We start from the raw sequence: 23,184 nt of genomic DNA on the forward strand, positions 1-23,184 counted from the left end.
CGGCGGCTGCGGGTTGTGAGGATACTCAGCGGCATCGAATTTCTTCCGGATTCAGGCTAAAAGCAGATTCAGGCTAAAAGCAGATTCCTTCGCTTCGCTACGGAATGACAAAACGGGTTATGCCGTAACAAGGGTTATGCCGTGGCGTCGTAACGGCGTGGGCGCGGCTTGATGTGGCTGATGTCCACGTCCTCGAACTCGAACTTCGGCTGGTCGTTGACGAAGCTGGCCTTGGTGGTCTTGAGGAACTTCTCGTCGTTGCGCTCGGGGAAGTCCGGCTTGAAGTGGGCGCCGCGGCTCTCGTCGCGCAGACGCGCGCCTTGCACGATGACGCGGGCGAGCTCGAGCATGTTGTAGAGCTGGCGGGCGAAGGCGAAGCTGGTATTGGCCCACTGGCTCTTGTCCGAGAGGTTGATGTTGCGATAACGCTGTTGCAACTCGACGATCTTGGCGTCGGCCTCTGCGAGCCCGGCGTTGTAGCGGATGATCGTCGCGTGCTTGGTCATGGTGTCGCCAAGCTCGCGCCAGATGCGGAACGGGTTCTCCGTGCCGGGGTTGTTGAGGAGGATGTTGTTGGCCTCCTTCTGGCGCTGGAGCTCGGCTGCGTGGCCGCCGTCGCCCTCGGGTGCAGGAAGGGCCTTGGCGTACTGCAGGGCCTGCGGGCCGGCAACGAAGCCGCCGTAGATGCAGGAGAGGAGCGAGTTGGCTCCGAGACGGTTGGCGCCATGAATCGAATAATCTGCTTCTCCGGCTGCGAAGACGCCGGGGATGTTGGTCTGCTGGTTGAAGTCCACCCAGAGTCCACCCATGGTGTAGTGCATGCCGGGGAAGATCTTCATCGGCACCTTGCGGGGGTCGTCGCCGACGAACTTCTCGTAGATCTCGAGGATGCCTTCGAGCTTGTGCTGGCGCTCCGGCGGCAGGTGCGAGACGTCGAGGTAGACCTGCGGCTGACCGTCGATGCCCATGCCGTGCTCGTAGACCACCTTGAAGATAGCGCGGGTGGCGACGTCGCGGGGAACGAGGTTGCCGTACTTGGGGTACCACTCCTCGAGGAAGTACCAGCGGTCGGACTCGGGGATGGACTCGGGGGCGCGCTTGTCGTTCTTGTCCTTGGGCACCCAGACGCGACCGCCTTCGCCGCGGGCTGATTCGGACATGAGGCGCAACTTGTCTTCACCGGGGATGGCGGTGGGGTGAACCTGGATGAACTCGCCGTTGGCGTAGTAGGCGCCCTGCTGATAGAGCGCGGACTGCGCGGAGCCGGTGCAGACGACGGAGTTGGTGGATTTGCCGAAGATGGCTCCGTTGCCGCCGGTGCAGACGATGATGGCGTCGGCGGGGAAGGTGCGGACCTCCATGGTGCGGAGGTCCATGGCGCAGATGCCGCGGCACTCGCCTTTGGAGCCGAGCACGGCGGAGAGGAACTCCCAGCCCTCGTACTTGGTCACCTTGCCCTCGGACTCGAAGCGGCGCACCTGTTCGTCGAGCGCGTAGAGAAGCTGCTGGCCGGTGGTGGCTCCGGCGAAGGCCGTGCGGTGGAACAGCGTTCCACCAAAGCGCCGGAAGTCAAGCAGGCCCTCGGGGGTGCGGTTAAAGGGCACGCCCATGCGGTCGAGCAGGTCGATGATGGCGGGGCCCTGCTCGCACATCTGCTTGACGGGGGTCTGGTTGGCGAGGAAGTCGCCGCCGTAGACGGTGTCGTCGAAGTGCGCCCAGGCGCTGTCGCCCTCGCCCTTCAGGTTCTTGGCGGAGTTGATGCCGCCCTGCGCGCAGACGGAGTGCGAACGCTTGACCGGGACGATGGAGAAGAGGTCGACCTTGCCGCCGGCTTCGGCGATCTTGATGACGGCCGAGAGGCCGGCGAGGCCTCCGCCTACGACGATGATTCTGGGAGTTGCTGCTGCCATTGAGTTCTTCCCTTTTACTTAGCGGGTTAGGTAAATTTCACAGCAATGCGCTGCCGATCATCAACACGATGCCGATTCCTAAGGTGTAATAGCCAATAACGAGATTGCGATAAAACGGTCCGTCGGGATAAGCCGCACGATACATGTCGATTACACTTTGTCCGACAAACTGAATTGCGTCATGCCAGCGAAGTTGATCTCCCGGTGTTCTATTGCTGTTGAGAACACCACGCATCTTCTGCACTGCTAGATTTGTAATGATGACGCTGCAAAAGCATAAAACCATTCCCAGCCCAAAGCAGGTTATCCAGATTTTGTCGAGTATGGTCATCGTCTCGTTGATCTGACTTACGGCTGGTTGGGAAATTCAGGAGTAGGCCCGGAATTTCTGTGAAGTCTAGCGGCACGGCTGAAGCCGTGCCCTTAACAAAACTATTTCGAATATGCGACGGTGGCGACTGCCGGTACGGGTGCAGGCGCGGAGGCCGCAGGAGCTGACATCGTCGTTTCAGGCATTACGTCTTCTGGCGCGTTCTTGTACTTGTCCATGCCGACGAAGGCGTACATGCTGGCGAGTCCCATCAGGCAGAGCGCGATTCCGACGACGGCGCAGACGTAGCCGAAGGTCTTGCGGGCTTTCTCGCCGGGGGTGATGCCCCACTTGGCGGCGAAGAGCCAGACGCCGTAGCTGAAGTGCCAGGTGGTGGCGATCATGGCGATGACGTAGATGGCGAGCATCCAGGGGTTCGAGAGTTCGTGCTGGACTTTGGCGAAGGCCGCGCCGGGGTGCTCGGGGAGCATGACTCCGGTGAAGCGCTGCCGGTAGAGGTGCTGGACTATATAGAGGAGCGCGATGATTCCGGTGACGCGCTGCGAGAGATACATCCAGTTTCCGGCCCACGGGTAGACGTTGACGTTGTTGCGTCCGCGGACGGCGATGAAGACGCCGTAGAGGGCGTGATAGGCCAGCGGGATGAAGATCAGTCCCCACTCCAGAACACGCACTAAAGGCAGGCTGTTGAGGAACTTGACCTGCTGCGCGTAGGCGAGCGGGCCGTTGAGGGCCTCGAAGTTGGAGACGATGTGCTCGATCAGGAAGGCGCCGATGGGCACGATGCCGGTGAGCGAATGCAGCTTACGCCAGAAATATGAATGCCCCTGGCCTGCCCGGAGCGGCTGCACGCCCCCTTTGATTCCCAGGGGCGTGGGGGCGGGGGGGGATGGCGGCGCGGCAGTTGCCATGGGTAACTCCTTCGAGGATCGGTGGAAGTGCGTGGTGCGGGAATTCCGCAGCAGGCTGATTATTCCGCCCCGCAGATGCCAGCGTCAAGAAATCAACGGTGTTATGTGCGGTTATCGCTGGACTTGTGCGAATTTCTGCGTTTTCGATTTACGACTGAATCAGGCCGAGTTTGTTGAGAGCGTCGATCAACTCGCGGAAAGCGCGCCCGCGATGGCTGAGGGTGAGTTTTGTGGCTGCGTCGATCTCGGCCATGGTTTTGTCGAGGGCGGGCAGGTAGAAGAGGGGATCGTAGCCGAAGCCGCCGGCTCCGCGTGGTGAGGCGAGGATGAGTCCTTCGACAGAGCCGTCGCCCTCGGCGATGACCTCGCCGTTGCGTGCTGCCGAGAGGACGCAACGGTATCGGCCAGTGCGATCGGGCCGCGGCATTTTGATGAGAGCTTGCAGCAGGCAGAGGTTGTTGCGCTCGTCGAGAGGGAGATCGCTTCCGGTTTGAACGCCGAGGTCGTCGGCGTAACGGGCGGAGCGGACGCCTGGAGCGCCATGAAGCGCGTCGGCCTCGAGTCCGGAGTCGTCGGCGATGACGATGGCATCGGGAGCGAGCCGCGAGTAGTAGATGGCCTTGCAGCGGGCGTTGCCTGCGAAGCTGGGCTCGTCCTCGGGCGGAGGGGCGATGCTGGCGAGGTTCGGCAGAGACTCGATGGGGATGTGATGGGTGTTGGCGGCGGCGAAGTCGCGCAGCTTGCCGGGGTTGGAGGTTGCTATGTAGAGAGTCATGGTTCCCCTTAGGGTAAAGCGGTTCGCGCTTTGCGCGAATGCCCACTCATGCCGCGATAAAACTGCGCCATGAATGGGGCACCCGGTTTTGCACTGAGAGTGCACTTCATTTGGCGATGCGGAAGCGGACGAAGGCGGCGACTCCCCAGGGGTGGTTGCCGTAGGCGGGTTTGAGCGCCTGCGGGGTGACGTAGGTTGTGAACTGTGCTCCGGGGGCGGCGGCGATGTGGCGGCCGAGGTGGAAGTCGCGGTCGTAGCCGAAGCTGAAGGATGCGGCGTGCCCGATGGGTTCTTCTTCAAAGCCCGGAGGCGGCGTGGTGCCGGGGGTGAGCAGAAGTTCGCTGGAGCGCGCGGCGTTTTCGATGCGCGTCCACACGTAGTTCTTGCTCGAGAACTTGAGCAGCGACTCGGCGAGGTAGCTGTTCATCCTGCCGTGAGATTTGGTGCGTCCCCAGATGAGCGTGTTCGACCAGTTGCCGGAGGAAAAGCCATCGGCGTCGCGAGGGCCGAAGGGCCGGTTGTACATGATTGAGGCTGTCTGACGCTGCTGGTCGTCGTGCCCGAGCGCCTCGGGGCTTGTGATGTGCGCGATGGAGTACTGCGCGCTCCAGTTTGCGGTTGGAGCGAAGGTCACGCGCGTGGAGTAGCTGTCGATAGCGAGGCCGTTGGCCAAGGGCTGGAACTGCCAGCGGGCCTCTCCCGGTTCGCCGCCGTGGAAGCCCGAGCCTTCGACGCGGAGCCCTCGCCATGTGAGGCCGGCGGTGAGCACGCTATAGGCGATGTGCGTGGAGTCTTCCTGATGATGGCCAATGGCTGCGAGCGGATTTTCAGACGCCGACATGCGATGCGGAAACGCGGCCGGTCCGATCGCGGGGTCGCCGATGGGGGCGACGTAGAAGCTCAGCAGCGTGCGCTCGCTCAGCTTGATGTCGTAGAGCGCGGCGACCTCCATAAAGAAGTTGTGCGGGTGCTGGCCGTCGATGATGGGGGTGCCGAATGCGGTCTCGCCCTGCTGGAAGAGCAGAGGGTACTGGCGGCCGGTGACCGTCGCGGGCTCGAGCGAGAACATGGTGCGCAGGGTGAGTTGGCCGGGGCCGAGGCGGCGCATGGCCATGGGCATGATCCAGTTGGTGGAGAAGAGTTTGTCTCCGCCGCGTTCGCCCTGAGGGGTGGAGGCGGCCTTCTGCTGGATGTCGGTGACGAAGGCCTCGCCGTGCAGCATCCACATCCATGCGCCGTGGTGGCCCATCATCATGTACATCGGGGTGGATGCGGGCTCGGAGCTGGTGCCGGAGGTGAGGTGGTTGAGCTGCGATTCGATGAGGTTGGTAGGCTGGCGCATCATCATCATGCCCGGCTTCGACTCCATGTTCATGGAGCTGTGGTCGTGCTGCATCGAGGACATGTCCATACCGGCCATGTCGTGATTGTGCTGCTGCTGGCCTTGCGCGAAGCTGCTGAGGAAGAGGCAAAGTACGGGCAGGGCAAGACGATTGAATCGACTGCGGGGTATCACTTGAGAATTCTCCTGAAGCTGAGGGAAAAGATGTGCCGATTTCGACACGTGACGATGCACATGCGAAGGCAAGCGGGTCTTCAGCGAAGGAGAGTGATCAGATTCGGAGTTTGGTAGCGGGACGCCGTAGCGGAGGCCCGGTCTTGCCGTTGGAAGGCGGAGCAACTGCCGCACCGGCGAGGTGAATCTCCGGAAGGACAGCAGGGCTCACATCGAGGGAAGTGTCCAGAGAAGTAGCAGCGGTTGCGATGACGGACTGATGATGTACCGTGCAGCACGAGATGGATGTGTGCATCCCGCTGTCACCCTTAGTGGGGCAGCACTCATGTTCAGGCGTAGTGATTGTGTGCGCGGCCACAGACGCTGCCATGGCCTGCATCACAGGCAGATCGAGACACGCCGCTGAACCGACAAACAGGGCCAGCAGGCAGACCGTCGCAACGAAGGTGGAGAGTGTCCGTCTCATCGTCTCTCAACAGTGTAATCCTTTTGGGGACTTGAAAGCGATTACTGGCAGCGATCGAAGCGCGTCATTGTGAAGGTGCTCGGTCTCGCAAAAGGATGATGTCGACGCGGCGGTTCCTGCTGCGGCCGTCTTCGGTGGTGTTTGAGGCCACGGGGTGAAACTCGGCGTAGCCTGCGGCTGCGAGGTTCGCGGGCGTGATGCTGCCGCGCTCCAGTAGAAGCCGCGCGATGGCGCTGGCGCGAGCGGTCGATAGCTCCCAGTTGGTGGCGTACTGCGAGGTGTGAATGGGCACGTTGTCGGTGTGCCCCTCGACACGAAGGGGAGCGTCGGGCAGCAATGCTGCGAGCGCGGAGAGCGTAGCGATGGCCGCGGGGCGCACCTCGGCGGAGCCGGAGGCGAAGAAGCCTATTTCATGCAGAGAGATGACGAGGCCTTCCGGCGTTATGCGCGTGGTGACGCTGCCGGGCGGGATACCTCCGCCGGCGGTCTGCGCGCGAAGCAGGTTGTCGATGCGGGCCTGCGTCTCTTCCAGATGCGTGCTTCCGGCGGGTGGAAAGGGAAGGGGCATTGCCGCCGGTTTTGTGACGGCTTGTGGTGTGCTTCTGTCGGCGATCGGAGGGGTCTTCGAGTGCGACTCGAAGCTGCCAAGCGGCGTGAAGGCGCTCTGCATAGCGGCTGCAACCTGGCTTTGCTTCTTCTTGTCAGCCTGGCTTGAGGCGAAGAGGACGACGAAGAAGGCGAAGAGCAGTGTGATGAAGTCGGCATAAGAGACGAGCCATCGCTCGTGGTTGACGTGCTCGTGCTTTTTCTTTCGACTCACGCTGCGGCCTCCGCTGTGCTGCTTGCTGGTTTGTCTTCAAAGAGGAAGGTCCTCAGCTTGGTCTCCATCATGCGCGGGTTCATTCCCTCGAGGATGGAGACGACGCCTTCTAGCATCATTTCTTTGATCATCTGATCTTCGCGGTGGCGAATCTTGAGCTTGCCCGCGGCCGGGAGAAAGACGAGGTTTGCGAGGGCGACGCCGTAGATGGTGGCGACGAAGGCGACGGCAATGCCGCGGCCAACCTCGGTGATGTTGTCGAGATGCTGCATCACCTGGATGAGGCCGAGGACGGCTCCGATGATCCCGACTGTTGGTGAATAGCCGCCGGCGGCTTCGAAGACTTGTGGAATCTTCTCTTCCATCTCGGTCTTGTTGTCGATCTCCATCTGCATGATCTTGCGGACCTCGGTGGGTTCGGTTCCGTCGACAGCGAGCATCAGCGCCTGCTTGAGAAAAGGGTCATCGATGGAGGCGAGGTCCTGGTCGAGCGAGACGATACCGCTCTTGCGTGCTTTATTGGCGAACTGGACGAGCTGTTTGAGTACAGCCTCACCGTCGGAGGTTCCCGAAAAGAAGACCTTGGCAATGCGCTGCAGTGCAGCCAGGAAGATATTCAGCGGGAATTGCAGCATGACGGCGCCCATGGTTCCGCCGACGACGATCAGCGCGGCCGTGGGCTGCGTGATCTGCGAGATGCTGCCGCCTTCGATCATCATGCCGGCGAGAATGCCGAGGATGGCGACGATGATGCCACCGATGCTGGCGATGTCCATATAACGTCCTCTATGTAAAACGAATGAGAAAAGCTAAACGTTGGTGGCCAGTTGATTCTGGCTGGAGATGGTTTCCTGCGCCTCACGCGCTGCACAGGCGCTGAGGGCCGACGCTGCCTCAGGCCAGGCAGTGCGCAGGATTTGGGCGCGGTAGTCGAGGGTGCGGCGCAGAACTTCGCTTCGCGGCTCGAGTACGACCAGTTTTTCGCCGGTGACCAACGTGAGCACTGTGTCGGGCGCCGACTCGGCGTGCTTGATGAGATCGCAATTGATGCTGAGCCTGCTGCCGTTCAGGCGCGTGAGTTCGATCATGAAATGTACCTCTCATGGCTTTCATCGACACAATTGAGGTGCAGCAATAGAGGAAGGGCTCTTGGTCCCGAGGTAATGCGAAGAAATGCAGACGCGCTCAAGTCGCCGCGTGGAGGGCCGATGAGGTTGGAGAACGCAACGCCTTTCGCGAGGCCGGACGGACCGAGGGGCAACCAAGGTCTGGATCGCTAGGGACAGGCAGTGCGGTAACTCAAATCGAGTGATAGAGGAGCGTTCCCCAATGTCCTTGGGTGTATTGAACAACATCTCAGCAATCTACGCGCAGACCAACCTGAATCAGACACAGGCGAGTCTGCAGAACACACTTACGCAGCTCTCCTCCGGTTCGCGCATCAATAGCGGCGCGGATGATGCTGCTGGCCTGGCTCTGGCCGACGGTCTTCACGCCAACGTCGCTGCATTGACGCAGTCATCGCAGAACGCCAGCGCCGGTGTCGGCCTGCTGCAGACCGCCGATGGCGCCCTGTCGCAGGTGACCAACCTGCTCAACCGCGCCATTACGCTGGCGACGGAAGCAGCCAACGGCACGCTGAACACCAACCAGGTCAGCTCGGCCGACCAGGAGTACCAGAACATTCTGACCGAGATCGCGAATATCGGATCGACGACGAACTACAACGGCCAGAGCGTATTTACCGCGACTCCGGTAACGGTGTTCGTCAGCGATGGAACCGCTTCGGGCGCCAGCACATTCAGCGAGAAGATTGGCGTGCTGACCAAGGCGAGCGTCGGAACCACATCCGCCGGCGCAGGTGCCGATCTGACAACCAACGCAGCACTCACCTCCGCCACAGCCACAGCCATTCTGACCACTCTGACCTCGGCGGTTCAGAATGTCGCGTACCAGCGCGGCACAATCGGAGCCAATATCAACCAGCTCAACGCAGCTTCGAATGTGGCGAACTCACAGTCGGTAAACCTCCAGTCGGCGGAGAACAACATCCGCGCGACGAACTTCGGCCAGGCGACCAGCGACATGGCCAAGTACAAGGTGCTCAGCCAGACCGGTATCGCGGCGCTCTCGCAGGCCAATGCCGTTCAGCAGGACGTTCTCAAGCTGCTTCAGTAGTCTGCCGTTGATATAGGGAGAATGGCTGCGAGCGAGGGTCACTTCGTTCGCAGCCCGTTCCCGTTAGCTCCAGGTTTGAGTTAAGAGATGTCTCATCTTTGTATCGCTGGATTTGGCGATGCAGTTGCATTCGCAGGATTGCAGGCTTCAGGGAGGTTGTAGATGAGCACTGTCGGGTTGAACTTTGGGTCGATCACCAGTGGACAAGGCATCGATGTTGCTTCGACAGTCTCTCAAATTATTGCCATCGAGCAGGCGGTGGAGACGCCCTGGAAGAACCAACTGACCGCACTTAAGGCGCAGGACACAGCGCTGAGCACACTGGGAACAGACCTCTCGACGCTGTCATCTTCTCTCCAGTCGCTGACCGACTTTAGTGGCATCTTTGCCTCGAAACAAGGGTCCAGTTCGGACACGAATGTTGTCGCACTTAGCTCGGCTACACCGGTTGCGAGTGCCGGGAGCCACTCGATCATTGTCAATTCTCTTGCGCAGACGTCTTCCACGTACTCGGGGGCAATTGCCAACCCGGGCGATACGCTGAGCGGAACTCTGACGATTCAGGTTGGTAGCGGAGCTTCGCAAAGCATTACCGTCGATAGCGGCAGCAATACGCTGGCATCGCTTGCCGCTGCAATCAATGGGGCGTCACTGGGAGTTCGCGCAAGTGTTATCAAAGACACCAGCGGCTCGCGCCTTTCACTGGTGAGTGCAACCAGCGGCGCCGCGGGACAGATTACGCTTGCCTCGTCGCTGTCGGATACGACGGCGGGGAATGCCGTTTCGTTTCAGCAAGGGCAGCCAGGCAAGGACGCGAGCCTGAATGTGGATGGACTCGATGTGACGACTGCATCCAATACGGTCTCCGATGTTATCCCCGGCGTCACGTTCCAGCTGCTTGCGGCCTCTGGAGCGTCGCAGCCAGTACAGGTCCAGATTACGAATGACAACAACTCCATCGCGCAGGCGATGAACTCGTTTGTAACGGCGTATAACGCGGTCGTAACCGATATCAAGACTCAAGAAGGCAAGGACGCCAACGGAAACGCGCAGCCTCTCTATGGCGATCCGACGTTAGCGCTGATTCAGAACCAGTTGACATCGGCCCTGCTTGGCGGTGCTGCGAGCGGAGCAATCAACAACCTGTCACAGTTGGGCCTGTCGGTCGGCCAGGATGGAAAGCTGACATTGAATACCGGCAACCTGGAGGCATCGCTCAACTCGAATTTTTCAGACGTTGAAGGGTTTCTGCAAAACGTTGGCAGCTTTGGCCAGACCATGACGAAAGCGCTCAACGGGCTGAGCAGCACGTTCACATCCGGGGCGATCTATCTTGCGTTGCAGCAAAACTCGGCGCAGGAGACGGCATTGAACAACAGCATCGCCAACCAGGAGACGCGAATTGCTACCGATAAGGCACGCCTGACGACGCAGCTCGATGCGGCTAACCAGATTTTGCAATCGCTTCCCGATCAACTGAACCAGATCGACCAGATGTACAACGCTGTGACGGGCTATAGCAAATCGAACGGATAAGGGTGACATGACGAACTACCAGGAGCAATCGCTGGCGGGAGCAACGGGTATCGAGCTGGTTCTGGCGCTGTACAACGGGCTGGTCCGCTTTCTATATCAGTCCCTGGCCTGTATCGACGAAGGCGACGTGAGCGGACGGCGCATCTCGGTGAAAAAGGCACTGGATATTGTGATGTACCTCCAGGCGCGATTGCGGATCGACCTTGGCGGAGAGACGGCAGCTTCGCTGAACGATTTTTACGCGGCAGTCTTTACGATGACGTTGGAAGCATCGCATTCCAATTCGCACCAGAAGATGGAAGAGGTAATTCAGTGCGTGCGCAGCGTTCGCGAGGCCTGGGTAATTGCGGCGCGCGACCCTGAAGCGGGTCGCGTGCTGCCCAGGGAGTTGCGGACACGCGAAGAGCGTTTTGTCGCGCCTGCTGCTATGGAAGCCGTGGCCGAGCGAACGCCGGCAGTGTGGTCAGCGTAGCAATTGTCAGGTGGCGACGGAGAGTTCTTCTTCAAGCCGCTGTTTCTCAAACAGGCTGGTGTAGTAGCCATTCCGCGCAATCAACTCGTCGTGCGTACCAAGTTCTGCGATGCGGCCCTGCACGAGCACTGCGATCTGGTTGGCGTTACGAGCGGTTGAGATGCGGTGCGAGATGAAGATCGTCGTGCGTCCTTCCATCACGCTCGCCAGGCCGGAGAGGATGCGTTCCTCCGTGTAGGTATCGACTGAGGCCAGTGCATCGTCGAGGATGAGGATGCGAGGGTCGCGGACGACGGCGCGGGCAATTGCGGTGCGCTGTTTCTGGCCGCCCGAGAGAGTTACGCCGCGCTCGCCTACCATCGTGTCGAAGCCGCGTGGGAATTCGAGGATCTCCGTGCGGATGTGCGCGATGGCTGCCGCGTCTTCGATCTGCTCGCCGGTTGCTTCGGGGACGCCGAAGCTGATGTTGTGGCGAATCGTGTCGGAGAAGAGGAACGTCTCCTGCGGCACGAACCCGATGCTGGAGCGTAGCTCAGCAAGAGGGAACGAGCGGATGGGTTCGCCATCGATGAGTACCATGTCCGGCGCAGCGTCCAGAAGACGCGGGATCAGCGAGACCAGCGTAGATTTTCCGGATCCAGTGGGGCCTACGATAGCGAGCGATGTTCCTGCCGGGATGTGAAGATTGATATTGTGAAGGACGGTTGGTCCTTCTGGATATGCGAAGCTGAGGTTGTGAAGCTCGATGCTGCCCTGAATGCTACAGGAAGGAAGTGCGGAAGCGTCGTACTCGAAGTCAAGGTGGGAAGAGCTACGTTGGGGACGACAGGCCAGCAGAGCGGGATCGTCGGCGATCGATGGCTTTTGCTTGAGAAGTTCGTCGATGCGAACCACCGATGCGGTGCCTCGTTGAAAGAGGTTGACGACCCAGCCGACAGCGATGATCGGCCAGATGAGCTGCACCATGTAGACGTTGAAGCTCGCGAATTCGCCGAGCGAGATGCGATGTTGCACAACCTCGTGGCCGCCAACCCACAGCGTGATCATCAGCGATAGCCCGAGCACAAATTCGAGTGTGGGCCAGAGCATCGCCATTAGTCGGACGAGATGGAGGCTGCGGCGGATGTACTCCTTGTTTGCCTCTTCAAAGGAGGCGATCTCTGCTTCTTCCTGCGCGAAGGCGCGGATCAGGCGGGCGCCGGAGAAGTTTTCCTGCGCCTTGGCCGAGATGTCGGAGAACATTGCCTGTATACGCTCGAACCGGCGATGGATGCGGTTGCCGAAGTACTGCACGAGTACCGATGCCGCTGGCATGGGAACAAACGCAAAGAACGTCAGCTTGGGACTGATGCGATACATGAAGGGAAGCGCGGCGCAGGCGAAAACCAGCGTGTTGGCGCTGTACATGATGGCTGGCCCCAGGAGTTGACGGACCGCGTTGAGGTCGTTGGTTGTGCGGGCCATGATGTCGCCGGTGCGGTGCGTGTGGTAGAACTCCGGCGACTGGCGTTCAAGGTTGCTGAACAGGTCGTTGCGAAGGTCGAACTCGATCTCCCGCGAAGCACCGATGATGACCTGGCGGGTGATGTAGAGAAAGACCGCCGAGGATCCAGCGACGAGGAGCACGCGAAGCGCGTGGAAGAGGATCTTCTGTTCGCTGACGCCGTGTCGCATGTCGTCTACGGCGTGGCCGATGACGATGGGCAGCAGCACCTTGATGACGTTGTACAGGATGACGGCCACGCCGCCCCACGCGAGAGATTTCCAGTATCGACGCAGATAGGGATTAAGGGGTTTTAGGCGATCCATCATGTCAATAGTTTAAATCTGCTTGCAGATGAGATACACCAGCCGTGGCAAAGGTGCCGGGTGCCACGGTTGGCGTTCCGATTATTGGTCAGGCTACTGCGGCTTAGGAGGGGCCTGCGGTTTCGGCGCAGTTTCGGGCTGAGCCGGTGCGGGTGCGGCTTTTGGCTGAGAACCGGCTGGAAGACCTTCGGAATGCCCGGTCTGTGAGGAGTCCTGAGCAGGTTCAGCCGCAGCGGGAGCCGGCTTCGATTGAGGGGGCGTGTCCGACTGCGCGACGAGTTCGATATCGAAGATAAGATCGGCCTTGGCGGGGATCACTGGCGGACGTCCGCTTTCGCCATAGGCAAGCTGATAGGGGATAAAGAGCCTGCGCTTGCCGCCGACGTGCATTCCCTCAAAGCCTGTGTCCCATCCGGGAATGACTCTGCGTGCACCGTAGGGGAAGACGATCGGCTCGCCGCCAGGGTGGTCGTGCGAAGAGTCGAACTTTGTGCCGTCGGTGAGCCAACCTGTGTAGTGAACGGTATAGAACTTGCGGCTCTCGGCCAGCGGGCCGGCGCCTACCTCGGTATCGATATAGCGGAGCGCGTACAGGTTCTGTGGCGTGCCTGCTACTTTGGGCACATTCGGTGGATTGTCGGCGGGGTTGGCGGCAGGTGCTGCGGTTTTGGTGGCGGTCGTGTGCCGCGCCGTCGTCCTGCGAGGCACCGTGGAGGTTGTCTGCGCGGCTGCGGTGGCGGCAAGCATGACTGTTGCGAAAAGAAATCGGTGTCTCATCGTGGCTTATAGTGTACGTCCACGCGCGGTTGGTTGTGTTTGTCTACGTGGGGGTGCGAAGCAACAGATAGGTGCCTGCAATGCCAAAGAGCAGGTCAGGCGTCCACGCGGCCAGCAGTGCTGGAAGCGTGTTGACGTTCCCCATGGCTTGAAAGAGCCCGTCAACCACCCAGTACGCGATGGCCAGGCCGATGGCTGTCGCAATCCCCGCAAGCGAGCCTCGTTTGCCCATCGACAGCGCGAAGGGAATCGCGAGCATCGCCATCACAAGAGTTATCAACGGATAGGCGAGTTTGCGATTGAGTTGCACGCTAAGCCGTTTGGTGTCGAAGCCGGATTGATTGAGGTCGGAGATGTAACGTGAGAGCTCGTTGTAGCTCATCTCCTGCGCTGGGCGGTCTTCTTTGACGAAGTAGGACGGCTGCTCGTGGATCTCGGGAAATGTCGTAATCATAAACGGCTGGTATGAGGCGATGGTCTCGCCCTGGAAGGTGCGTTGCCAGCCGTTCTCGAGCACCCACTGGTTCACGCGATCGTTCCAATGGGCCGATGCGGCGAAGATGCGCCTTTGCAGGGTGAAGTTGGTGGGGTCGAACTCGAAGACAGTCAGGTTGGCGAAGACGTTCTTTGCCGGGTCGAAGAACTGATAGTAGAAGACGCGCGACGGCGAACCGGAGGTTTGTGCCTGCCCTGAGATCCATTTGCGGTCGGGGCGCAGGAAGGTCTGCGCGGGCTTGTTCTTGATGATGGAGCGTAACGCCTCCTGGCGGCGATTGGCGGCGGGCAGATAGAAATCGTCGAAGGCAAATAGCCCTGCTGCGATCAATATAGTGGTGATAAGCACTGGCGTAACAATGCGATAAAGACTGGTGCCTGTAGCCTTCATCGCTGTCAGCTCGGACGACCGGCTGAGTGCGCCGAAGGTGACCAGCACGGCGACAAGACAGCAGAGCGGAGTGACGTTGTAGATGATGTACGGAATCAGGTTGATGAGGTAGTCGCCCACGGTGACCAGCGGGGTGCGGTTGCGAATGATGTCGCCGATCAACTCGAAGAAGGTAAAGATGATGAACAGCATTGAGAACGACACGAGCACCAATGCAAAGTTCGTCACGTACTCGCGCATCACGTAGTCATCAAGCAGCAGTGGAAACTGCAATCGGAAGGTGCTGCGGAAACGACGCAGGATGGTGGCAATATCGAGGTTGCTGTTCGCGGCGATCTTTTGGTTATGGGTGAAGCGGGTGAGGAGCTTGTTGAGCCGGACGCCGATGGAAGAGATGAGGCCGAGGGCGATCCCTCCGCGGGACATCTGGTAGAGCAGGACGGTACCGGCTGCCGCAAAGAGAAGGTTGGCGCCCCAGACTCCGAGGACGGGGGAGAGCTTTCCGTTTCTTGCAAATGCGATGCCGATCTGTGAGAGGAAGTAGTAGATGAAAACGAGAACGATGGTGAGAACGAAGCCTGTGGATTTTCCCCCGCGCTTGGAGGAGATGCCGAGCGGGACGCCAATGAGCATGAGGACGAGGCAGGCGAAAGGATAGGAGAAGCGCCGGTTGAACTCGATGCGGTAGAGGCGCGCAGGCTGGCCCGGGATGTCGCTTGAAGGTGAGTTGCCGCGGCGCCAGAGTTCGGAGAGTGGAAGGGCCAGGAGTGGAGTATCAGAGCGGCCTAGACGAGGCTCTTCCTGAAAGCCAGTTTGAATCGGAAGATCGGTTGAGGTGAAGGTAGAGATGTTGTACTGATTTGGATCGTTGGGTGAGGTCTGGTGCTGACCGCCGTTGAGTAAGTGAAGGCGTATCGTCTGCGAATTGTCGTTGACGACGACAGCCTGGTCGGCCGTGGTGATGTTCGGGCTGGCTGGTTGGCTAAGATCGGCGAGGAAGACGTGGTGCCACAGCGCAGCGCCTGCAGCAGGGCGAACGTCCTGAATGTAGAGGACGTAGTTGCGGAAGTCCTCATAGAAGACTCGGGGTTGGACTTCAAATGAAGCCTGACTGCTAATGAGCGACTGCCGCAGCGCAAGAGTAGCAGCGGCGGAGCGTGGTGCAAGGTAGAGGGAGTTGAAGAGTCCGACCAGGACTCCGGCTCCAGCAACGATGGAGATGATACGAACGAAGTCGAACGCACCCATGCCGGAGGCGCGCATGGCGGTGATTTCAGAGTCGGCGGCAAGGCGGGAGAGGCCGAGCAGAATTCCGACGAGTACGGCCATCGGGATGGTGATGATGAGGAAGCTGGGAAGAAGATAGGCGAAGATGCGAAGCACGTCCGTGACGGAAGCCGAGCCGCGGACGACCAGCGTGACGATATCGCCCAGATCGCGCATGAAGAGCACAAAGGTGAAGAGGACTCCGCCGAGCAGGGCGTGGGAGGTGACTTCGCGGAGGATGTAGCGGGTGATGATGCGCATGAGGGTGGTTCGTGCTCTACGTTGAGTGTAAAGCAGTTGGCGGCGACATGCGCTCCTGCGGCGGATTCGCCGCTATTCAGCCCGAAGCGCCTCAACGGGGTTGATGGAGGCCGCGCGCCGGGCGGGAATGAAGCTGGCAAGAAGTGCTGCGACTCCGAGAACGATGGCGACAAAAGCAAGAGTGGAGATGTCCCAGATGTGGATGTGGAAGAGAAGTCCCCGGATGAGTGTTGAAGCGAGCATGGCGCAGACGATACCCGCAGCGATGCCAAGCGCAGTCAGGGTACTGGCCTCACGCAGAATGAGCCGGTAAACCGTGGCCCGTTGCGCGCCCAGTGCCATACGCACGCCTATCTCGCGGGTGCGCTGGGAGACGGAGTAGGCGATCACCCCATAGAGGCCAATGACGCCGAGAAGCAGAGCGAGAGCGGCGAAGCCCCCGACAAGCCAAGCCGCGGACCGGTGAAGATAAGCAGCCTGCGTACTGCTGATGCGCTGCTCCATGGTTTGGGGATCGCGGGTCCCCACGCTGGGGTCGACTTCGTGGATTGCAGCGACGAGTGCAGGTAGAAGGGCCTTGTCGTCGCCAGAGGCGCGAACGATGAGGCCGTAGCGACTGTCCGGGTCCTGGTTGTATGCCTTGTATTCAGCGGGCCAGACATCCTCGTCGAGAGAGCTTTCGCGGATATTGTCGACGACGCCGATGATCTCGCTGATGGAATCGGGGCTAAGGTCGCCGTTGCCGTACTTCTTTCCAATCGGGTCTTCGCCGGGGAAGTATTTGTCCGCGAACGCCTGGTTGATGACGGCGACACGGGGCCGCGTGCCGTCTTCCTGCTCAGTAAAAATGCGGCCGCGCAGAAGCTGCGCCTGAATGGTCTTGAAGTATTGTGAGCTAACCTCGCGTTCGTTGACCTCATTATGTTCGCCGTGGAATGGATGGCCGACAACGCGAATCCAGTTTGTATTGCCGTTGCCGCTGACAGGCAGAACGCTGGTTATGGCGACGGAGGTTACACCAGGCAGCGACGAGACGCGATCGATGATCTTATGAGTCACAACTACGATCTCTTCGTTCTTCTGGTAGATGTTTCCGGGGATTGAGATGTAGAGCGTTGCGAGGTTCGAGGGTTCAAAGGCGAGATCGACATGCAGCAGGCGATAGAAGCTCTTACCCAGTAGACCTGCTCCCACAAGAAGCACGACTGCGACCGTAAGCTCGAGCACAACGAGATTCGCCCCCAGACGCCGCCAGAGTGTGCCGGCAGAGCCGCGGTCGCCATCGTTGAGAGATTCGCGGATCGCTGCGGTGGGTAGGCGAAGCACAGGAGTCAGCGAAAAGACGGCGGTAGCCAGCATGGCAATAATTGCCGTAAATGCCATGACATGTGAATTGAAGCCGAGTTGTCCCAGATAAGGCATGCTGGCCAGCATGTCCTTTGAGATGAGGCCGAACAACAGGCGTATGGCGATGTAGCCTGCGGCAAGCCCGGCTAAACTTCCTGCTGCGGCAAGAACGACACCCTCAGTAATGAATTGGCGGATGAGGCGGGCCGGTGAAGCGCCCAGTGCTCCGCGCACAGCGAACTCGCGCCGTCGACTCTCGGAGCGAACAAGCAGAAGGCTGGCGATATTCGAGCAGGCGATGACGAGCAGAAGACAGGCACCGGCGAGAAGCACAAGCAGGATGGGCCGAATCTGCCGGACGATGAGTTCCGAAAGCGGGCCGACATGCGCTCCCTGGTCACGGTTCGAGCCGGGGTACTGTATCTCGAGTTGCTTTGCGATTGCGGACATCTCCGTCTGCGCGGCTTCGAAGCTTATTCCGTCTTTGAGGCGTCCGATTGCAAAGAGATTGTGGCAACTGCGGCGCTTTTCGCAGTTGGACATCTCGTGGAGAGTCATCCAGAACTCGACGCCTCCGAAAGGAGCGAACTGAAACTCCTCAGGCAGTACCCCGATGATCGTCGTTGGCATTCCGTTGAAGATGGCGGTCTGCCCGATGACATTGCTGCGTCCCCCAAAGCGCCTCTGCCATGTTGCGTAGGGAATGATTGAGGTCGCAGGAGCGTTCGGCTGATCTTCCCCGGAGTAGAAGTCGCGGCCCAGCATCGGTCTGACGCCCAGAGTGCGGAAGAATCCGTCGCTCACCCGCGCGGCAGCAACCGGCTCAACGCCCGAGGGCGTTGTGAGCAGATAGCCGCCGCCGGTGTAGGCGTCAAGCGAAGAGAAGACCTTGTTCATGCGCTGCCAGTCGCGAAAGTCCATGTAGGAGAGGTTCGAGCGGTGGCGGAAGGCTGTGCCGCGCTCTGTGACGTCGGCCAGGCGGGTTGAGTCGGCATAAGGCAGTGGCTTAAGAAGCGCAGCATCAACAAACCCAAAGATTGCGACGCTGGCACCGATGCCGAGCGACAGCATCAACACAGCAGTGATCGTAAAGCCGGGGCTGCGGCGAAGTTGACGCAGAGCATAGTGGAGATCCTGCAGCAACGCTTCGAGGAAGGGAACCGTGCGGCCTTCGCGATGAGTTTGCTTGGTATGTTCCATGCCGCCGAGCTTGAGATGAGCTTCGCGGCGTGCCTGCCCTGGGGACATCCCTGCGCGCAGGTTGTCCTCGATGTGCATTTGAATGTGGCTGGCCAGCTCGTCGGAGAAGTCCTGCTCCTGCCGCTGTCGGGGAACGACGCCGGTGACTCTGAGAAACCATGCGCGAATGCGTTTCATGACGGCTCCTCCGTGGTTGAGAGAAAGCGCGCGACGATGGCTGTGGTCTGCTCCCAGCTACGCGTCTCCTGATGAAGCTGACGGCGGCCCGCGCGGGTGAGCGAGTAGAACTTCGCCTTCCGGTTGTTGTCGGAGACACCCCACTCCGATGCAATGGAGCCTTCCTGCTCGAGGCGGAGGAGGGCGGGGTAGAGCGTTCCATAGTTGAGCGAAAGCAGGTCGCCGCTGGTCTGCTCGATGCGCCGCGCGATGCCGTAGCCGTGAAGCGGGCCCAAGGTCTCAAGGGTCTTGAGGACCATCAGCGCCAGGGTTCCTTGCCAGACATCGGTTTTATCGCCCATGCGAGGTCTCCTATTGGTTGGCAATAGAAGCCTGACATGACTTCCTATGGGATTGCAATAGGAGATTGATCTTTTGTGACGAATAGCGTCAGGGATTGGCGATAAAGCGGTAGCCAATTCCCCGCACGGTAACGAGGTGCTGAGGATTCGCAGGATCGTCTTCGATATAACGGCGCAGGCGGACGATGAAGTTGTCGATGGCGCGCGTGTCGGTGTCCTCGTGCACCCGCCAGACCTGCTCAAGAATCTCCTTACGCGAGACAATCTGGCCTTCGCGTTCGGTGAGGTAGCGGAGCAGGTCGGCTTCCATCACAGTCAGGTTGGTCGTGCGGTTTGGGGCAATCAACTCCAGTGCGTCGAAACGGATGGTGCGATGGTTGAATGCGTACTCGTCGGCGAGCACGGGCTGTCCCGGGGCGCTGGTCTGGGCCGTTGTGCGGTGCCAGGCCGTGCGCCGCAGCAACGATTTCACGCGCATCAGCAGGATGCCAAGGTCGAACGGCTTCGGCAGATAGTCGTCGGCGCCGGCATCAAGCCCTTCCAGAATGTCCTCCGGACGGGACCGCGCTGTCAGCATCAGCACCGGCGTATAACGCTTGGCCTCGCGCAGGGCGCGCACAATGGTAAAGCCATCCGCTCCAGGAAGCATACAATCCAGCACGATGGCATCGATTGCATCGGTGGTGTGGAGCAGATATTCAAGCGCTGCATCTCCATCCGCTTCAAGATGGGTACGATATCCCTCGGCCTGGAGATTGAAGATCAACCCCTGTGCCAGATGCTCTTCGTCCTCGACAACTGCGATCAAAGCGGAGTCGTTCATGCGTTTTCCGTGGCCGCCTCTATTACCGGCGCATCGTTCGACGGGGCAAGAGGAAGTGTGAGAGTGATGGTAGTGCCCTGGTTCAAACCTGGGCTTGTCGCGATAGCATCGCCGCCATGCTGCCGCAGGATGTTCCTGACCAGAAACAGCCCCAGGCCAGTGCCCTTGATGCGCTGCATGGTGCGTCCGGGAACGCGATAAAAGCGGCGAAAGATGCGCTTGTGCTGGTCTGGCGGCAGGCCTATCCCGGTGTCGGTGATCTCGAGCGTGGCCCAGGTGTAATGCGTAATCAGCAGCGAGCAGCGGACGTGGACGCCATCGGGAGAGTATTTGACAGCGTTATCGAGCACATTCAGGATCGCAGCGCGCAGGTCCTCGGCGATCCCCATCACGCGCAGCCGCACGCCTCCCGGTACGGGAGCCAGCACGATGGCATCCTGCTCCAGATGATGACGTTGCAGGGTGATCGTCACGCACTCGGCGACAAGCGCGCCAAGATCGATCACCGTGCGGTTCTGCTGACGATGCTTCTGGCCCAGTTGACCGGCTTTAAGTACCTGCTCCACGGTTGTTAGCAGGCGGTCGGAGTCGGCCAGCATGCTGCTATAAAACTGCTGCCGCTGCATCTCATCCATGGGACGGCGCTGCAGCGTCTCGAGGTAGAGCCGGATGCTGGCAATGGGAGTTTTCAGCTCATGGGTGACGGCGTTCAGAAAGGAGTCCTGGCGCTCGTTGCGGCGGACCTCGCGAACCAGAAAGATTGTATTGAGGACGACACCGGCGACGAGGATCGCAAAAAAGATGATGCCCAGAATGAGAAGCGCGAGATGGCCCTCATTGTGCATGATCCATGTGATGTTGAGGAAGACGGTGACACCGGTGAGCAATACGCCAAGCGTTGTAAAGACTGCAATCGTTCCTCGGCGTCGGGTAATGTTCATGAGGGGGCGAACGCTCTTCCGTTATTGAAAAGTATATCGGGCGTTCTTGTTTTGTTTTCTTGACGGTAAAAAGTACTCCGGATCGCTTATTGCGATCCGGAGCAGCGTGAAATGTCATTTAAGAGGTGTTCGATTCTCTTATTTCATCGGTTTGTGCGAAATTCCGCGCGGCACCCACGATCAACCCATACTCCTCGACCGTCTGCACCCCAGGTCTGTCCCTGAACGCAGGGCGATCCGCTGATTTGCCTGCTCATCGTGACCGAGGCAGGGTTGGCTCCGTTGGGAATCGAGCAGTAGTTGCGACGGCCATCGTCGGAAGAGCAGTTGAAGGTTGCTCCCGCATTGCCACCCCAACCTCCGCCGTTCCCGTTGCCTCTGCCAGTCACAAACTCGGCGCGGCAACCTTTGTCGACCCAGACCTGATTGTTGTTCCATCCCCAGGTCTGTCCCTGGGTGCAGGGCGATCCGCTGATCTGGCGAGTAAGTTGGACGCCTCCCCGTGTATTGGCGTTGCAGAAGTTGCGCCGTCCATTGTCGGAGGAACAGGTGATGGTGCTGCCATTATTTCCACCCCAGCCTCCGCCGTTACCCCAGCCATTGCCTCTTCCAGTGGCAAATTCGGCGCGGCAGCCTTTGTCGACCCAGATCTGATTGTTGTTCCATCCCCAGGTCTGTCCCTGGGTGCAGGGCGATCCGCTGATCTGGCGGGTAAGCTGGACGCCCCCTCGTGTATTGGCGTTGCAAAAGTTGCGGCGGCCATCGTCAGAGGAACAGGTGATGGTGCCGCCGTTGCCTCCGCCCCATCCCCCGCCGTTGCCGTTGCCAGCGCGAAACTCGGCGCGGCAACCTTTGTCGACCCAGATCTGATTGTTGTTCCACCCCCAGGTCTGCCCCTGAATGCAGGGCGATCCGCTGATCTGGCGGGTAAGCTGGACTCCCCCTCGGGTATCGGCGTTGCAGAAATTGCGACGGCCATTGTCGGACGAGCAGGTAATTGTGTTTCCATATCCCTGCGCATGGGCGGGTTTAGCGGTTGTGATGAAGCCGAGCAAGGCCAGAACGAAGCCGAAGACTGGCAGAAGATTTCGTTTCGAACACATAGAGCCTCTTTTCATAGTCGTGTCAGAAGTTCAGGGAGCCCGCTTGCAGTAGGTACCGGCCAAGCGAAGCAAACATACGCCTTGCCAGGCCGGCTGTCGAATAGGATGTGAGTTTTCGACGGGAGGTATATATCGGCAGGCGTTGGATTTATTCTTTTGGCGGTTAAAAGACGAAGGGCGTGGATCTCTCCACGCCCCTGCTGTGAACGAAGTGAATTGATTACATGCCAGCCGGCTTTGGATTGGCCGGGTCGAACTTGGCGATTTGAACCTTTTTGGCGAGACCGAGCTTCGACATGACCCAGATGCCGTAGTAGTTGACGTCGAACTCGTACCACGCGAGGCCGTGACGCGCGCTTACCGGGTGAGCATGGTGGTTGTTGTGCCAGCCCTCGCCGCCGGTGAGCAGGGCGACCCACCAGCTATTGCGCGAGTCGTCGTGTGTCTCGAAGCGGCGCTTGCCCCAGAGGTGCGTAGCCGAGTTGACCAGCCAGGTGGCGTGCAGGCCGAGGGTGGTGCGCAGGAACGTCCCCCACAGAACCATGCCGAGGGCACCAACGATGCGGTGGCCGGGGGCGGCGAGCGCCGCGCCGAGGGCGATCTGCAGGAAGCCGGCGACGGTCAAGGGCAGCCAGTGGTACTTCGACAGCCAGACGTGGACGGGGTCGCGGGTAAGGTCGGGGGCATAACGGCCAAGCAGGGCGGTCTCCGAATGCAGGGCGCGGCCAGAGATGATCCAGCCGGCGTGGGCCCACCAGGTGCCGTCGTGCGGGGTATGTGGGTCGCCTTCGTGATCGGAGTTCTGATGATGCACGCGGTGCGTGGCCACCCAGAAGATCGGTCCACCCTCAAGGGCCATCGTGCCGCAGGTCGTCAGGAAGTACTCCATCCAGCGGGGTGTTCTGTAGCCGCGATGCGTCAGCAGACGGTGATAGCACATGCCGATACCGACATTGATGGCGAAGAAGTACATGACCATGGCGACGGCAAGGTTCGTCCACGAAAAGAAGAACAGGGCGGCGATGGCGCCGATGTGGAAGATCGTCATGGCGATTGCGGTGATCCAGTTGATGCGGCCTTCCTGGTGCTCGCGCCCCATGCGCAGGTCTTCGCGAACCTTGCGCGCAGCCTTTACGGCGACGTTAGCGGAAGGCAGTGAGGTCTCCGCTGAGGGGGACTGGGCGATCTCTTCGGGAGTGATGATGGAGGAACTCATGGTCTTGTTTGCATCCTTGTAACTTCTATCTCAGAAGCTAACAGGGCGAAGGAGGGAGTGGGTGTAAGACTTTTGTAATGGTGGGTTTTGGGTGGTTGGGAGGCGGGGCAAAGTACAAGGTG

The 23,184-nt window shown here is 60.0% G+C and carries 21 protein-coding genes; 3 read left to right on the forward strand and 18 right to left on the reverse strand.

What is annotated here, in order from left to right; translation table 11 throughout:
* Positions 1-134: 134 nt before the first annotated feature.
* The 9 genes from sdhA to JSS95_01610 all read right to left on the reverse strand — a co-directional run bounded on the left by sdhA (position 135) and on the right by JSS95_01610 (position 7,817).
* A complete protein-coding gene (gene sdhA / locus JSS95_01570) occupies positions 135-1,910 on the reverse strand; it encodes a succinate dehydrogenase flavoprotein subunit (GenBank protein ID MBS1798493.1) in 1,776 nt (591 codons plus the stop codon).
* Between the two features lie 37 nt (positions 1,911-1,947).
* A complete protein-coding gene (locus JSS95_01575) occupies positions 1,948-2,241 on the reverse strand; it encodes a hypothetical protein (protein MBS1798494.1) in 294 nt (97 codons plus the stop codon).
* A 101-nt stretch (positions 2,242-2,342) separates the two neighbouring features.
* Positions 2,343-3,152, reverse strand: coding sequence for a succinate dehydrogenase (locus JSS95_01580; GenBank protein ID MBS1798495.1), 810 nt, complete (start codon positions 3,150-3,152; stop codon positions 2,343-2,345).
* A gap of 148 nt (positions 3,153-3,300) precedes the next feature.
* Positions 3,301-3,927, reverse strand: coding sequence for a non-canonical purine NTP pyrophosphatase (locus JSS95_01585; protein ID MBS1798496.1), 627 nt, complete (start codon positions 3,925-3,927; stop codon positions 3,301-3,303).
* 106 nt (positions 3,928-4,033) lie between these two features.
* Entirely contained in the window at positions 4,034-5,302 is a 1,269-nt protein-coding gene (locus JSS95_01590; GenBank protein ID MBS1798497.1) for a hypothetical protein, read from the reverse strand.
* A 238-nt stretch (positions 5,303-5,540) separates the two neighbouring features.
* Entirely contained in the window at positions 5,541-5,909 is a 369-nt protein-coding gene (locus tag JSS95_01595; GenBank protein ID MBS1798498.1) for a hypothetical protein, read from the reverse strand.
* Positions 5,910-5,973: 64 nt separating this feature from the next.
* Entirely contained in the window at positions 5,974-6,729 is a 756-nt protein-coding gene (locus tag JSS95_01600) for an OmpA family protein (protein MBS1798499.1), read from the reverse strand.
* Positions 6,726-7,505: a flagellar motor protein gene (locus JSS95_01605; GenBank protein MBS1798500.1), complete on the reverse strand. Its 780-nt coding sequence runs from the start codon at positions 7,503-7,505 to the stop codon at positions 6,726-6,728. Before JSS95_01605 ends, JSS95_01600 begins: the two co-directional genes overlap by 4 nt.
* A 33-nt stretch (positions 7,506-7,538) precedes the next feature.
* Positions 7,539-7,817, reverse strand: a complete 279-nt coding sequence (locus JSS95_01610; protein MBS1798501.1) for a flagellar FlbD family protein — start codon at positions 7,815-7,817, stop codon at positions 7,539-7,541.
* A 241-nt stretch (positions 7,818-8,058) separates the two neighbouring features.
* Here JSS95_01610 and JSS95_01615 point away from each other — a divergent pair, with 241 nt between their 5' ends.
* From JSS95_01615 to fliS, 3 genes are all read left to right on the forward strand, one after another.
* A complete protein-coding gene (locus tag JSS95_01615) occupies positions 8,059-8,907 on the forward strand; it encodes a flagellin (protein ID MBS1798502.1) in 849 nt (282 codons plus the stop codon).
* A 162-nt stretch (positions 8,908-9,069) separates the two neighbouring features.
* On the forward strand, positions 9,070-10,443 hold the full coding sequence (fliD, locus tag JSS95_01620) for a flagellar filament capping protein FliD (GenBank protein ID MBS1798503.1): 1,374 nt from the start codon (positions 9,070-9,072) through the stop codon (positions 10,441-10,443).
* A gap of 7 nt (positions 10,444-10,450) precedes the next feature.
* Complete coding sequence (gene fliS, locus JSS95_01625; protein ID MBS1798504.1) at positions 10,451-10,915, forward strand: flagellar export chaperone FliS; 465 nt, start codon at positions 10,451-10,453, stop codon at positions 10,913-10,915.
* A 6-nt stretch (positions 10,916-10,921) separates the two neighbouring features.
* On the opposite strand, the gene JSS95_01630 is transcribed toward fliS, so the two are convergent.
* The 9 genes from JSS95_01630 to JSS95_01670 form a co-directional block, all read right to left on the reverse strand.
* Positions 10,922-12,727 carry an ABC transporter ATP-binding protein gene (locus JSS95_01630; protein ID MBS1798505.1) on the reverse strand — a complete coding sequence of 602 codons (1,806 nt, stop codon included), beginning with the start codon at positions 12,725-12,727 and terminating at the stop codon, positions 10,922-10,924.
* A 90-nt stretch (positions 12,728-12,817) separates the two neighbouring features.
* Positions 12,818-13,501, reverse strand: a complete 684-nt coding sequence (locus JSS95_01635) for an FKBP-type peptidyl-prolyl cis-trans isomerase (protein ID MBS1798506.1) — start codon at positions 13,499-13,501, stop codon at positions 12,818-12,820.
* 43 nt (positions 13,502-13,544) lie between these two features.
* Positions 13,545-15,914: an LPS export ABC transporter permease LptF gene (lptF, locus tag JSS95_01640; GenBank protein ID MBS1798507.1), complete on the reverse strand. Its 2,370-nt coding sequence runs from the start codon at positions 15,912-15,914 to the stop codon at positions 13,545-13,547.
* A gap of 72 nt (positions 15,915-15,986) precedes the next feature.
* Positions 15,987-18,638 carry an ABC transporter permease gene (locus JSS95_01645; protein MBS1798508.1) on the reverse strand — a complete coding sequence of 884 codons (2,652 nt, stop codon included), beginning with the start codon at positions 18,636-18,638 and terminating at the stop codon, positions 15,987-15,989.
* The gene (locus JSS95_01650; GenBank protein MBS1798509.1) at positions 18,635-18,979 is read right to left on the reverse strand and encodes a PadR family transcriptional regulator; all 345 of its coding nucleotides are present in this window, start codon (positions 18,977-18,979) and stop codon (positions 18,635-18,637) included. The genes JSS95_01645 and JSS95_01650 overlap by 4 nt, the downstream gene beginning before the upstream one ends.
* 88 nt (positions 18,980-19,067) lie before the next feature.
* Positions 19,068-19,802, reverse strand: a complete 735-nt coding sequence (locus tag JSS95_01655; protein ID MBS1798510.1) for a response regulator transcription factor — start codon at positions 19,800-19,802, stop codon at positions 19,068-19,070.
* Complete coding sequence (locus tag JSS95_01660) at positions 19,799-20,743, reverse strand: HAMP domain-containing histidine kinase (GenBank protein MBS1798511.1); 945 nt, start codon at positions 20,741-20,743, stop codon at positions 19,799-19,801. The genes JSS95_01655 and JSS95_01660 overlap by 4 nt, the downstream gene beginning before the upstream one ends.
* Positions 20,744-20,886: 143 nt before the next feature.
* Positions 20,887-21,846 (reverse strand): DUF3011 domain-containing protein, encoded by a 960-nt coding sequence (locus tag JSS95_01665; protein ID MBS1798512.1) that lies wholly within the window; start codon positions 21,844-21,846, stop codon positions 20,887-20,889.
* Between the two features lie 220 nt (positions 21,847-22,066).
* Positions 22,067-23,062, reverse strand: coding sequence for a fatty acid desaturase (locus JSS95_01670; GenBank protein ID MBS1798513.1), 996 nt, complete (start codon positions 23,060-23,062; stop codon positions 22,067-22,069).
* Positions 23,063-23,184: the final 122 nt, after the last annotated feature.

This window comes from Acidobacteriota bacterium, assembly GCA_018268895.1.
GTDB lineage: Bacteria > Acidobacteriota > Terriglobia > Terriglobales > Acidobacteriaceae > Edaphobacter.

Bases quoted from the DNA above. Each gene is read 5' to 3' on its own strand.
- JSS95_01605 (MBS1798500.1), bottom strand. From the start codon at position 7,505: ATGGACATCGCCAGCATCGGTGGCATCATCGTCGCCATCCTCGGCATT.
- JSS95_01580 (MBS1798495.1), bottom strand. From the start codon at position 3,152: ATGGCAACTGCCGCGCCGCCATCCCCCCCCGCCCCCACGCCCCTGGGA.
- JSS95_01615 (MBS1798502.1), top strand. From the start codon at position 8,059: ATGTCCTTGGGTGTATTGAACAACATCTCAGCAATCTACGCGCAGACC.
- fliD (MBS1798503.1), top strand. From the start codon at position 9,070: ATGAGCACTGTCGGGTTGAACTTTGGGTCGATCACCAGTGGACAAGGC.
- JSS95_01665 (MBS1798512.1), bottom strand. From the start codon at position 21,846: ATGTGTTCGAAACGAAATCTTCTGCCAGTCTTCGGCTTCGTTCTGGCC.
- JSS95_01660 (MBS1798511.1), bottom strand. From the start codon at position 20,743: ATGAACATTACCCGACGCCGAGGAACGATTGCAGTCTTTACAACGCTT.
- JSS95_01575 (MBS1798494.1), bottom strand. From the start codon at position 2,241: ATGACCATACTCGACAAAATCTGGATAACCTGCTTTGGGCTGGGAATG.
- JSS95_01595 (MBS1798498.1), bottom strand. From the start codon at position 5,909: ATGAGACGGACACTCTCCACCTTCGTTGCGACGGTCTGCCTGCTGGCC.
- fliS (MBS1798504.1), top strand. From the start codon at position 10,451: ATGACGAACTACCAGGAGCAATCGCTGGCGGGAGCAACGGGTATCGAG.
- JSS95_01650 (MBS1798509.1), bottom strand. From the start codon at position 18,979: ATGGGCGATAAAACCGATGTCTGGCAAGGAACCCTGGCGCTGATGGTC.
- JSS95_01610 (MBS1798501.1), bottom strand. From the start codon at position 7,817: ATGATCGAACTCACGCGCCTGAACGGCAGCAGGCTCAGCATCAATTGC.
- sdhA (MBS1798493.1), bottom strand. From the start codon at position 1,910: ATGGCAGCAGCAACTCCCAGAATCATCGTCGTAGGCGGAGGCCTCGCC.
- JSS95_01655 (MBS1798510.1), bottom strand. From the start codon at position 19,802: ATGAACGACTCCGCTTTGATCGCAGTTGTCGAGGACGAAGAGCATCTG.
- JSS95_01585 (MBS1798496.1), bottom strand. From the start codon at position 3,927: ATGACTCTCTACATAGCAACCTCCAACCCCGGCAAGCTGCGCGACTTC.
- JSS95_01635 (MBS1798506.1), bottom strand. From the start codon at position 13,501: ATGAGACACCGATTTCTTTTCGCAACAGTCATGCTTGCCGCCACCGCA.
- JSS95_01630 (MBS1798505.1), bottom strand. From the start codon at position 12,727: ATGATGGATCGCCTAAAACCCCTTAATCCCTATCTGCGTCGATACTGG.
- JSS95_01590 (MBS1798497.1), bottom strand. From the start codon at position 5,302: ATGAACATGGAGTCGAAGCCGGGCATGATGATGATGCGCCAGCCTACC.
- JSS95_01645 (MBS1798508.1), bottom strand. From the start codon at position 18,638: ATGAAACGCATTCGCGCATGGTTTCTCAGAGTCACCGGCGTCGTTCCC.
- JSS95_01670 (MBS1798513.1), bottom strand. From the start codon at position 23,062: ATGAGTTCCTCCATCATCACTCCCGAAGAGATCGCCCAGTCCCCCTCA.
- lptF (MBS1798507.1), bottom strand. From the start codon at position 15,914: ATGCGCATCATCACCCGCTACATCCTCCGCGAAGTCACCTCCCACGCC.